The sequence below is a fragment of the Candidatus Kryptonium thompsonii genome (assembly GCF_001535985.1).
In the GTDB taxonomy this organism is placed as follows: domain Bacteria; phylum Bacteroidota; class Ignavibacteria; order Kryptoniales; family Kryptoniaceae; genus Kryptonium; species Kryptonium thompsonii.
On the sequence record NZ_CZVS01000056.1, the window covers coordinates 1 to 12353 of the forward strand.

At 38.0% G+C, this 12353-nt stretch carries 10 protein-coding genes; 4 read left to right on the plus strand and 6 right to left on the minus strand.

Going from position 1 to position 12353, the window contains the following annotated elements; all coding sequences use genetic code 11:
- From AWW78_RS08210 to AWW78_RS08225, 4 genes are all read left to right on the plus strand, one after another.
- Positions 1-1462, plus strand: a 1462-nt coding sequence (locus AWW78_RS08210) for a T9SS type A sorting domain-containing protein (RefSeq protein ID WP_141653908.1), incomplete at its 5' end; no start/stop codon positions are given.
- An 85-nt stretch (positions 1463-1547) separates the two neighbouring features.
- A complete protein-coding gene (locus AWW78_RS08215) occupies positions 1548-1994 on the plus strand; it encodes a beta-galactosidase (RefSeq protein WP_218059853.1) in 447 nt (148 codons plus the stop codon).
- A gap of 50 nt (positions 1995-2044) precedes the next feature.
- Positions 2045-2851: a T9SS type A sorting domain-containing protein gene (locus AWW78_RS08220; protein ID WP_141653909.1), complete on the plus strand. Its 807-nt coding sequence runs from the start codon at positions 2045-2047 to the stop codon at positions 2849-2851.
- Positions 2852-3128: 277 nt separating this feature from the next.
- Positions 3129-4964, plus strand: coding sequence for a two-component regulator propeller domain-containing protein (locus tag AWW78_RS08225; protein ID WP_075426216.1), 1836 nt, complete (start codon positions 3129-3131; stop codon positions 4962-4964).
- A gap of 362 nt (positions 4965-5326) precedes the next feature.
- On the opposite strand, the gene hypE is transcribed toward AWW78_RS08225, so the two are convergent.
- From hypE to AWW78_RS08255, 6 genes are all read right to left on the minus strand, one after another.
- Complete coding sequence (gene hypE / locus AWW78_RS08230) at positions 5327-6376, minus strand: hydrogenase expression/formation protein HypE (protein ID WP_047134833.1); 1050 nt, start codon at positions 6374-6376, stop codon at positions 5327-5329.
- 7 nt (positions 6377-6383) lie between these two features.
- Positions 6384-7478 (minus strand): hydrogenase formation protein HypD, encoded by a 1095-nt coding sequence (hypD, locus tag AWW78_RS08235; protein WP_047134834.1) that lies wholly within the window; start codon positions 7476-7478, stop codon positions 6384-6386.
- Entirely contained in the window at positions 7475-7726 is a 252-nt protein-coding gene (locus AWW78_RS08240; protein ID WP_047134835.1) for a HypC/HybG/HupF family hydrogenase formation chaperone, read from the minus strand. The genes hypD and AWW78_RS08240 overlap by 4 nt, the downstream gene beginning before the upstream one ends.
- Before the next feature lie 107 nt (positions 7727-7833).
- Positions 7834-8790, minus strand: coding sequence for a choice-of-anchor D domain-containing protein (locus tag AWW78_RS08245; RefSeq protein WP_047134836.1), 957 nt, complete (start codon positions 8788-8790; stop codon positions 7834-7836).
- A 15-nt stretch (positions 8791-8805) separates the two neighbouring features.
- Complete coding sequence (locus tag AWW78_RS08250; protein WP_047134837.1) at positions 8806-11850, minus strand: FlgD immunoglobulin-like domain containing protein; 3045 nt, start codon at positions 11848-11850, stop codon at positions 8806-8808.
- Positions 11851-11868: 18 nt separating this feature from the next.
- Complete coding sequence (locus tag AWW78_RS08255) at positions 11869-12180, minus strand: hypothetical protein (protein WP_047134838.1); 312 nt, start codon at positions 12178-12180, stop codon at positions 11869-11871.
- Positions 12181-12353: the final 173 nt, after the last annotated feature.

The window sequence follows — 12353 nt, forward strand, 5'->3', positions numbered from 1 at the left end:
CATCCTTCTTTTTGTCTTTTCAAGTTTTTTAATTTCTCAAATCCCACAAATCGGACCTGAATTTGGGATTGAAACTGGACGTGATTCAACATTCGTTCTTGGCGGGGCTTATGATTCCGAGAAATATCTCGTTGTTATGCGGAAAGAGTTGTCAACAGGTGGCGCTGAAATAGTTGGACAATTTTTATCAAAGGCTGATAACTCTTTAATTGGAAGTCCAATCGTTTTGGGAACAACAGTAATACCAGCAGGAAATTTTGAAGTAGGTATACCACAGGTGGCATTTGATGGTAATCGTTTTCTTGTGGTGTGGACTGATGGTGAAAATGGAGGAATTAAATATCGATTTATCGACGCTAAAACTTTTCAGTTAAGTAATTTATATTCTGACTCAACCTTGAAGTGTTATTTAAATGGAGTTTCAGTTCTTCATTTTAATTCGACGGTCAATAAGTATTTTCTTGTTTTTGCTATCAGAAGCTCAAGCGGTTATTATTTAGCTGGGAAGTTTATACTACCAAATGGATATATGGAAAATTCATTTCAGGTATCTAATGTTCTTGCGCGAAAGGAGTATTCGCTTGCTTATGGTAATTCTAAATATCTGGTTTGCTTCATTAAAGAGACTGGTGACTATGACAATGAGATTTGGGGCCAGATGGTAAGTGAGAATGGTTCAGCGATTGGGGCAAGCTTTTTAGTTGATGGAAGCCCTGCGCCAAGTGATAACCCGTTATTTGTCACTTTCGATGGGCAAAAATTTATCAGTTTTTTCCCTGATGAGGAGACAACAGGTTGGAAGACTTATGCAAGATTTATAAATCAAGATGGTACAGTTTTGCCCCAACGAATTCTTATTACCCCAAATGCATATATTGTCCCATGCGCTTCCGTTAATGGTGGTGAAATTTTATTTACAGCCACAGGATTTAAACAGGATTTCACTTCTAAAATCTTCGCTCGTTTCTTTGATTTATCTTTAAACCCAAAGGGTGAAGAATTTGTTGTCTTTGATACGCTTGGGGGTAAAAATCCGCTTGGAAGCTATGTTGTTTATGGCGGTGGAAAATATCTCGTTTTTACAACAAGAGTAAGGTTTGGGGTTGCTCCTGATAGTGGTATATACTTTACCGATGGAGATGTTTATGGTGTAGCCATTTCGCCGGTTACAAATGTCACTAGCCTCGGAGAAAATCCAACTCAGTTTAGGCTTGAACAAAATTATCCAAATCCGTTTAATCCGAGCACAACTATTCGCTTTTCATTGCCAAGTCAAACATATGTAACGCTAAAAGTCTTTGATATTCTCGGCAGAGAAGTTACAACGCTGGTGGATGGAGAATTAAACCTTGGTGAACATTCCGTTGTCTATAATGTTGAAGACTTGCCAAGCGGAGTGTACTACTATCGCTTGCAAGCCGGTAATTTTGCTCAGCAAAAGAAAATGATGATAATAAAATAGTGATAATAAAATGGTGAGGGTAATTCCTCACTTTATTTGGGTTGGTTTAGTGCTTCTTGTATTGGAAGTTGCTCCCATTTCAGCGTTGTTACTTTCTCAAGAAGTTTATAAACCGAAAGGTTGTTCTGCAAGTACTGGGCCTAATGTATCTACGGTTGTTCTTAATCATCCGGAATGTCGATATCAATTAATTGTGACGAAATGGTCAGAGATAGAGCCGTCGCCCGGAGTGTTTACTTTTTCTGCTTTGAAAAACAAAATTAACCTTGTAAAACAATACAACAAGAAATATGCGCTCGCCGTTGGTATGGGAGGACCTGGCTCGCCAGCGTGGTTGGTTGATTCTCTTCACGTTCCATTTGTTGATTATAAATTTCGAGGAACGATTCCGTATAAATTGCCGTTGTGGTGGGACAGCACCGTGCAAAATCGAATCAGGCTTATGGTGGCAAAACTTGGTGAGGAATTTAAAGATGACACCTCGTTAGCATTGGTATATATCACACAAATGCTAACGAGGTGTCATCTTTAAATTCCTCACCAAGTTTTGCCACCTCGTTAGCATTGGTATATATCACACAAATGACAGCGAATGGGATTGAGGGGCATTTGCAAGGTGTAAATATGGATTCGATGCGAGCTAAAGGATATACAGCAGAAAAATGGATTGCTGCAGCGAAACAAACGGCATATTATTTCGCAAACGCTTTTCCGACAAAAGCATTAGCATTTGAAATTCACGATATTGAGAATTCTTCCACAATCCCGATAACAATAATTTCAGATTTATTTAATGATCCGCTTCTAAATCATAGAATAGGCGCTGCAATTTGGTGGCTTTCGGGAAAAACAACTTATCAACCAGATTTATTGTCTTTCTTAAAGACTTTTCCCGGCGATAAATATGCACAAATGATTGGTCACAGTGGTCAACCTGAAAGATTTGCTGATAACACAATAGCAACAGCATTTGCGCAAGCAAAAGAGCTTAATATACGGTATATCGAACTATGGTATGAAGAATATAGCTCGCGTTCTATTGACCAACTATTGAGAGATTTTAATTCATGGGCAGATTCAGTATTTGGATTGACTGAGGTATATCTGAACCAAAATAATGTTCCTTCGGGATTTGCATTATACCAAAACTACCCTAACCCATTCAATTCCTCGACAACCATTCGCTTTTCGTTACCAAGTCAAACATATGTAACACTCAAAGTCTTTGATATTCTCGGCAGAGAAGTAACAACGCTGGTGGATGGGGAATTTGATGCTGGCGAGCATTCTGTGTTGTTTGATGCGAGAAATCTACCAAGTGGAATTTATTTTTATCAACTGAAAACAAGCGGTTTTGTTGGACAGAGGGGAATGCTAATTATCAGATGATGTAATTGATTAAGACTATTTACGATAGTGTTGGGGCGGATTTTGCACTCGTAATAAATGACTTGTTTACTTAAGGTGATATTTCTGGTATTCATGCACCAGAGATTTTAACCTTGCTCTTTTATAATTTGTTTTTGCTAAGTTTTGCTCACTGACCAAAGCTTTTAGCTAACAATGCTAATTGCAAAATAGACTTGACAAGTATGGAACCTTTTTTTAATTTTGAATAGTTGGAGCAAAACAAGAAGTGAACTGTTGACAAGGCTAAAAAAATTTCATGTGTTTTTTGAGTACGAATTTTGACATCCATCTTTCATCTCATCAAAGTCCAGAATGGATTGTTTTCACAGCTGAAAATTACATCACTTCGCTTGCGATTGAAGATGAATACATTTGGATTGGGACAAACTTGGGGCTTGTTAAGTTGAATATCCTAACAGGTGAGAAAGTTAGTTATAACAAGGCAAATTCGGGTCTACCAAGTAATGTCATTTTTGCCATAGCAATAGATGAACAAGGGAATAAATGGATTGGGACATATGAAGGGGGATTTGTGAAGTTTGATGGTGTAAATTGGACTGTTTATAATACCTCAAATTCTGGACTACCAAGTAATAATGTTCGTGCTATAGCAATAGATTCCCAAGGTAATAAGTGGATTGGAACAGGGAAAGGGCTTGCTAAGTTTGATGGTGTAAATTGGACTGTTTATAACACTTCAAATTCAGGTTTGCCGGATAACTACATCTTTGTTATATCGATAGATTCCCAAGGGAACAAATGGATTGGAACAAGTGGAGGACTTGCGAAATTTGATGGTGTAAATTGGATTATTTATAGTACTTCAAATTCAGGTCTGCCAAAGGGTAGTATTCGTGCCATATTAATAGACTCCCAGGGAAATAAATGGATCGGAACGGAGGGAGGGGGACTTGCGAAATTTAATGAGATAAATTGGATTGTTTATAGTACTTCGAATTCAGGTCTTGCAAGTAATAATGTTTTTGCTATAGCAATGGATTTCCAAGGAAACAAATGGATTGGAACATCGGGAGGGCTTGTAAAGTTTGATGGGGTAAATTGGATTGTGTATAAAACTCGGAATTCAAGTTTACCAAGCAATAATGTTCGTGCCATAGTGGTAGATTCCAAAGGAAACAAATGGATTGGGACATCAAAAGGGCTCGCTAGGTTTGATGATGTAAATTGGGTTGTTTATGGCACTTCAAATTCAAGTCTACTAAGTAATGATGTCCTTGCTATATCAATAGATTCCCAAGGGAACAGATGGATTGGTACAGATAAAGGACTTGTAAGGTTTGATGGTGTAAAGTGGACTGTTTATGATACTTCAAATTCAGGTCTACCAGATAATTATGTTTCTGCCATAGTGATAGATTCTCAAGGAAACAAATGGATTGGGACGAATAAAGGACTCGCAATGTTTGACGGAGTAAAGTGGACTATTTATGACACTTCGAACTTGGCTCTGTCAGATAATTATATTTCTGCCATAGCGATAGATTCCCAAGGGAGCAAATGGATTGGAATATATGAAGGAGGACTTGTAAAGTTCGATGGTACAAATTGGACCGTTTATAACGCTTCAAATTCAGGGCTTCCGGATGCTCAGATTAATGCAATAGCGATAGATTCCCAGGGGAACAAATGGATTGGGACAGAACTGGGCCTTGTAAAGTTTGACGGTGTGAGTTGGGTTGTTTATGACAGCTCAAACTCAGGCCTGCCAAATAATGTGGTTAATGCTATATCAATAGATTTCAAAGGAAATAAATGGATTGGAACAGAAGGAGGAGGACTTGTGAAGTTCGATGGTGTAAGTTGGACCGTTTATAATACTTCAAATTCAGGTTTGCCGGATAATTGGATTAATGCAATAGCGATAGATTCTCAGGGGAATAAATGGATTGGAACAAACGGAGGAGGGCTTGCGAAGTTTAACGATGTAAGTTGGACTGTTTATAACACTTCAAATTCAGGCCTACCACATAATTGGGTACGTGCTATAGCGATAGATTCCCAAGGAAACAAATGGATCGGAACGGAGGGAAGGCTTGCGGTATATCGTGAGGGGGGGGGGAGTAATACTTGATGTTTATAAGAAAAAGAAGAAATAATACCAAGAGAATTTCCACTTATCAAAAATTATCTAAACTTATTTTAATTTGAACACTTTGATTGAATCTGACAATTAACCTGAGGTTTCAGATATCGAACTTGGGATATATGATGTTTTTGGAATGGAAGTGACGAGAATTTTTTAAGGGATATTGAAGGTTTGTATAGATTGTATAAGATTTGATGCAAAAGGTTGCCAAGTGGGGTTTACTTCTATCATTTGCAGGCTGGAAATTTTGTTCAACAAAGAAAAATGATATTAGCTAAGTGAAAAACTTTGTTAGTATCGATGGTTTGACTGGGTTTAAATTACTAAAAGTGTTTGATTTTGGAAGTTCAACATATTCTCGGCAGTTGTTCTCCAGCGAGCATATCAACGACTCTTAACCCACCAATAAGAGTTTTAAGGAGGACAACGCCGGGATGTTCTTCGGTGATTTCACCAATTATTTTTGCTTCTTTTCCTAATGGATTTTTTCTCATTGTTTCGAGTATTTTCTCCGCATCTTCTGAAGAAACGACTGCGATCAATTTGCCTTCGTTCGCGACATAGAGTGGATCAAGCCCAAGCATTTCACATGCTGCTTTAACTGGTTCAGGTATTGGAATTTCCGATTCCCATATTTCAACACCAATATTTGCAGACTGCGCAAGTTCGTTTAGCGCGCTTGAGATTCCACCACGTGTTGGGTCACGCATCCAATGTATATTTTGGCTTACGGATAAAATATCGTGAACGAGGTAATTTAATGGTGCTGTATCGCTTTCAATTTCTATCTCAAATTCTATCCCCTCGCGCTTTGATAAAATAGCTATTCCGTGTAAACCTATGGGACCATTTATCAGGATTTTATCTCCGGGCTTGACCTTGTGTGGTGAGATTTCAATATCATGATCTATTATTCCAATTCCAGATGTGTTGATGAAAATTTTATCACCCTTGCCTTTTTCAACAACTTTTGTATCACCTGTTACAAGAATTACGCCAGCTCTTTCACAAGCTCTTCTCATACTTTCAACTATTACACATAAATCAGAGATTGGGAAACCTTCTTCGATTATAAAGCCCGCACTGATGAAAAGTGGATTTGCACCGCCAACTGCTAAATCGTTTACAGTTCCATTTACCGCAAGCTCTCCAATATTTCCGCCAGGAAAGAAAATAGGATTAACCACATATGAATCAGTTGTAAACGCAATTTTAATCCCGTTTATATTCACAACTGCTTGATCCCCAAGTTCGGAAAGATATGGATTGTCAAAGGCTGGTAAAAATACATTTCTTATCAGTTCCGCTGTGAGTTTTCCCCCGCTCCCATGACCAAGGAGAATTTTATCGTAATTTGCAAGTGGTTTTGGACAACTTAAATTAAATTCTGTTGCCATAGCATATTTAAATTTTTATTCTGCCATAGTTATAGTAAGCTGCACATGCTCCTTCAGATGAAACCATGGGTGCACCAAGAGGATTTAATGGTGTGCAAAGCGTTCCAAAAGCTGGGCAATCACTGGGTTTTTTAACTCCTTGAAGAACATAACCACTTATGCAAAGTGATGATTCCTCTGTTTTTATAGTAGAGATTTCGCTAAAAACTTTTTCCGCGTCAAATTCAGAAAATTCTTCTTTTAATTTAAAGCCACTGTTTGGAATTAACCCAATACCACGCCATTTCATATCTGCAATTTCAAAAACCTTAAAGATAAGCTGTTTTGCTGGTATGTTTCCCTCGCGACGCACTGAACGCTTATATTGATTTTCAACCTCATGACGTCCCTCTTCAAGTTGTTTAATTAACATAAAAATACCCTGTAAGATATCAACTGGTTCAAAACCTGTGACAACAATTGGAACTTTGTATTTTTCCGCGATCGGTTCATATTCTTCATATCCCATAACTGTGCAAACATGTCCCGCAGCGATAAATCCATTTATCATGTTCCAAGGTGACTCAAGGATTGTTATAATTGCCGGTGGAACGCGCACATGTGAAACAAGAGCAAAGAAATTTTTTAATCCGAGTTCTTTTGCTCTCCATACCGCCATTGCATTTGCTGGCGCTGTTGTCTCAAAGCCAATCGCGAAAAAGACAACTTTTTTATCTGGGTTTTTCATCGCAATCTTCACAGCATCAAGAGGTGAGTAGACAATTCTCACATCTCCACCCTCTGACTTAACGGTGAAAAGGTCTTTTTTTGAACCTGGAACTCTTAACATATCTCCAAATGAGCAAAATATAACTCCTGGGGTTGATGCAATTTCTATGGCTTTGTCAATTATTTCAAGTGGTGTAACGCAAACCGGACACCCTGGACCATGAACGATGTTAATTTTATCTGGAAGCATCTCATCGATTCCGTATTTTATAATCGTATGTGTCTGGCCCCCACAGATTTCCATTATGGTCCATTCACGGGTTGTTATCTCATGGATCTTTTCAACATATGCTTTGACAAGTTTTGAATCCCTGTATTCATCAATGAATTTCATTCTTGATCCCCGAGTTCACTTTTTAAAAATCCCATTTTTTCAAGGTAATAAAGCATTTCTTGAGCTTCTTGTTCGTTGAGTTTGCTTATTCCAAACCCAACATGAACAACAGTGTAATCTCCAACCTGTGCATCTGGGATATATTCAAGGCAAACAGTTTTTACAACGCCCCCGAAATCAACTTTGCCCATTTTCAAACCATTCTCTTCAAAGACTTCCACAATCTTTCCAGGAATCCCAAGGCACATAATCCGCTCCATTTTAATTTTTTAGAAATGGAACTCGTTAACAAAAATAACCCGAAAGATTTAAAAAGTCAAGGTAGAAATGGCGAGCTATAAAGCTCGCCATGTTTTTATAACCTGCTCCACATATCTTGAATTTGCCTTAGCAAAACTGCTGGGTCTGTTGAGTGAGGTGCTCCGGCGGGATCAATTATGTCAAGTTGCTGTGCTGCACTTTGAAAATCACCAAGTGTGTAATATGACTGGGCTAAAACAAGGCGAAGTCTTTTGTAATACACGCGATTATCGTACGCAAAGACATAGTTTGGATTTGCATTTAAAACTTCAAGCGCCCGTTGAATTGCGGATGAAAATTCATTTAACGCATGGTGAACGAAAGCAAGTCCAGCTTTTGAATTTAAACTGACACTTTGCGATACACTTTGATGAGCAAGTGAATTTAGAAGATCATTCCTGGCGAGCGAAAATTCGCGTTTATAGGCTCTCGACCATCCACGACCACATTCAGCTTCAGCTTGGAGACTATCATATCTTGAATTAGCACGAGATAAAGAAACTGCTTGATCAAATTTCGTAAAAGCATCGTCATAATTTTTGTTGCTAAATGATTGCCAACCGGATTGTATTAGGGAAATTATCTGATTTATGGTTGCATCACCATTCCCAAGTAATTGAACTGTTAAAGGCGAAGAAAGATTTGTCGCGTTGTGCGTGATTGAAAGAGCTCCAGAGAATGCACCATCAGAAGTTGGGGTAAATCTCACATAAGTGATAATTGAATCACCAGGGGATAAATTAAACTGTGTTGCTCCTTGAATTGAAAATCCGTTTCCACTTATATTTACTGTTCCAGTAAGTTTTCCAGTTGAATTATTTTGATTTTTTACTACAATAGGCATATCCTTGTATTGATTTACCGCAACATATCCAAAGTTAAGTGAGCTTGGGGTTACACTGATATAAATAACTGCGCTTGGCTCAGAAGGTTGTTTTTTACAGGCTGTAAATGAAATCAAAAGTATAAATGCGATTGTTAAGCTTATACCCGGTTTTAAGAAACTTCTCATTTTTATCTCCCGTTTTTATTTTGTCAAAACCATTTTTAATGTCTTACTAAAGTTTCCGGCAGTTATCCTATAAAAGTAAATTCCCGATGGTGCAATTTTACCCGTGTTATCCTTGCCATCCCAAACAACAGTATATCTCCCAGCATTTTTGAATTCATTTACAAGCGTTTTAATCTCTTGCCCAATGATGTTGTAAATTTTGAGAGTTACAAACGCATCCTCAGGCAAGTCAAAGCTTATGCTCGTTGATGGGTTGAACGGATTTGGATAATTTTGGTAAAGTTCAAATTTTTGGGGTATATCAACCACAGGAGTGCCAACTTCAGTAACCTCAGTTTTTCTCGTTACTATGAATTGGCCTAATTTGCTTATTTCGGCTGTGATGAAATCTCCAGAATTTGAAACAGTTGAATTTAATCCCACCCATCGTGTTCCATCCCAATATGCGATTGTCAATTCATTTAATGGTATGGATGAAATTTTATTGGGATCGAGATAAATTTTAAGCACCGCTGGTCTGTTAAGTTCGTAACCGACCGGGCTCAGTGTGTAAACTGAGCTTAGTTTTGTACTAATTGAGTTTTCAACCTCGGCATTTAAAACATCGGAATTGCCAGCGAAGGCAATTACATATAAATTATCCCTGAGTGAATTTCTCCCAAATTCAACCTCCATTTTTCCATCTGTTGAAGCAATATATCCACCACTGACTGATTGTAAAAATTGAACATTAAATGTATAAGCCGTATCTGAATAGACAAATCCGTATTTTGTCGTTCCCCTAACTCTTATTTCAATTGCCCCGCTTGATGTTAAAGTTATATTATTGTCAACAAAAACCTTATCATTTGAATTTGGAACTGGTTGAAAGATTAAATTTACTACATTTGAACCCTGTGTTAACGTCCCAGAGAGATTATTTTTGTTAAGTTTGGATGGGCTTGCAACAAATACATCAAGTCGCTCGCTGAAAATAGGATTTTGGAAAAATCCAACAATAAGTCGTGGCTTTGTTGTATCAGTGTAGGCGAAGGTTGCTCTCATCATCATGTTCCAACCTCTCAAAGATACAGTGGTTCCACCACTTGATACTTGAAGATTTTCCATCGGAACCCATGTATTTGGATTTGATGGATGAGTTGGGCCAAAGAAAGCATAGGTATAATTTACCTTTGTTGTACTGTCCATCCCGACATAAGTTCCAATTGTGTCATTTTCAGTAAAGCCGATATAAATTGTTCCAAGATTTTTAAGCTGTGAGGCATACGGTGTTAAATCGATGGTTAAAAATTGACCATCGTAGCCACTTCTACTGGTTGAGTAGATGAACGGTGTTATTATGTCATTTCCTGGAAGACCATTGTTATCTGCCCAAACATGGAAGTAAAAATCTTTCGGTGCATTAGCTGGTACAGTAGAACCAGAAAATTCTTGAGAAAAAGCTGCAAGTATTTTAGCTGAAACAAGCTGGTTTACACTAACTTCGGGGACGAACTTAACAGCCCAACCAAATCCTTCCCTGCTATTCCCGAAGCCAAGGAAATTGGCATTTCCGATAAATCTATCTGGCGTTCCATCATCATATGCTGTCTCAACATAAAATGCTATCTGTCGCCCTTGCGAAGTATAAGAGTATGTCGCGGAAGTTGAACCTGTGTTTATTACTACGAAAATCACAGTATTTACTGAGCTTCCAAATTCAGGAACTTCAAAGCTAACCCCAGCTGGAACATCAACAACTTGTTTAACGGAAGTACCAAGTTTTATCGCCTTTATCTTGACAAGCGCTGAGCTTGTCGTAAATGTCACCTTGAGTGATTCACCATACGCAAAAACTATGTAATTAACTGCATATCCATAAACATTTTGATTCGACACACTGACATTTGGATCAGTGTGATAATTTAATTCCGTCGGCTTTCCTGAGATTGCATAAGTATAACCATATTTTGGATCGACAGTTTTGTCGTTTAAATAGTTTGCAATAAACCAGTTCGTCAAAACATCTGTGAAGGTTGTACCTTTGGTTGAGAAAACGAGATTCAAGCCAGTGGCACCATTATTGGGCTCTTGCACAGCTTGTTTTAAAATATTATCCCCAAGTTGTTCGGTATAATAGAGCGTAAAGAGAGCAGCTCTCGAGTAATCTGAGAGAACATCACCACTTATATTGTTCCAATCAAACAACGGCACATTTGGTTTTGCAAAATATCTCGATGGACTTCTTAATGGATATCCGCAAATCACCTCAGCGACTTCTGATAAACCCTCGTTCACAAATGTCACTTCGTCCTTATCGTAGTTATAGTGAATTAGGTGTTGATATTCATGGGCAAGCGTGCTTAACGGTCTTTGCGGATTTCTTGTACCGTTGTAGTAAATCCCTGGGTATGAGTCAATGTAAAGTATGTCGCGCTGATTGCTCCCCTGATTATTTGTTTGATCCCATGAAAAGAAAAATCCTGCGACATAGCTTCCACCAGGTTGCCATCCGTCTTTTATATCAGTTATCAAAAAGTCAGTTTTTCCATCCCCATCTTTGTTTGGTGGGAGACCAAAATATTGATGATTAAGCGCAACTATACCTTTATTTGGGTCTCTTGAAGCGGACGGAGTTTGAGTCTCAAGCGCTGTTAAAATCGCGTCAACCTCTGTTTGCGTGACATGTCCATTATTGAGCTCGGTTGTATCCACCCATACTTGTGTTAAATTTCCTACCGCTCTCAGTTCCGCAACAACATTATCAAATTGGTTTGTTGTTAAATTTAAGACGAAAAAGTTTCTTCTTGTCCCAACGGTGTCCGCGGTTTTTAACGGGAGCGATTTCTCAAGAATTGACTTCTGCATCAAAGCGTAAACTTCAGGATTGTAAATTCGCGTGTTCTCAAGCGCCTGTTTTGCTATCTCATCGTTGAGAAAAATTGTTCCACATATTGGGATGCCAATATCATTATGTGAATTTTCAAGGGTTGCGCGATTGATTTCAGATGGTAAGCCTTGAGCAAAGGAAAAATTTATAAAAACAAAAAATAGCAAAAATGTAAGAATCTTTGCTCTCATCTCTTCCTCCGTTGATTTTTATTTAGGTGATAAGATTTTAAAACTTTTGGCAATTAGTTTGCCCTTTTCATTTCCTTTTGTCTCTCTTCGTTCAATCTCAAGAATTACTGTAGAACCTTGATTTTTCCACAATTCTTTATATACTGGTGAATTTTTTGAAATCAAGAAAACTTCCCCGTTTTCATCTTGAATTGCAAGCTCCGTAAATGGTTCATTTCCAGTGACATAGATTTTCCCCTTAATCTGATGTTGATCCTCTGAATAAAAGCGAAAAACAGAACAACCGATGATGAAAGTGAAAGTGATGAATATGATGAAAAGTAGCCTCATTTGGTTTGTGCCCTTACTTTTCCTTTCGCCTGAAAAAAGAACTCGATGTCAAAAGCAAGATAAAAAATAAAATCAAAAATGTCAACTTTAGAATTAGTGATGTGACCTGAGTCAAACCATTTGAATTAAATTGGATAAGTTTAAACAAAGCGAAGCAAACAAGGGTTGCAAAA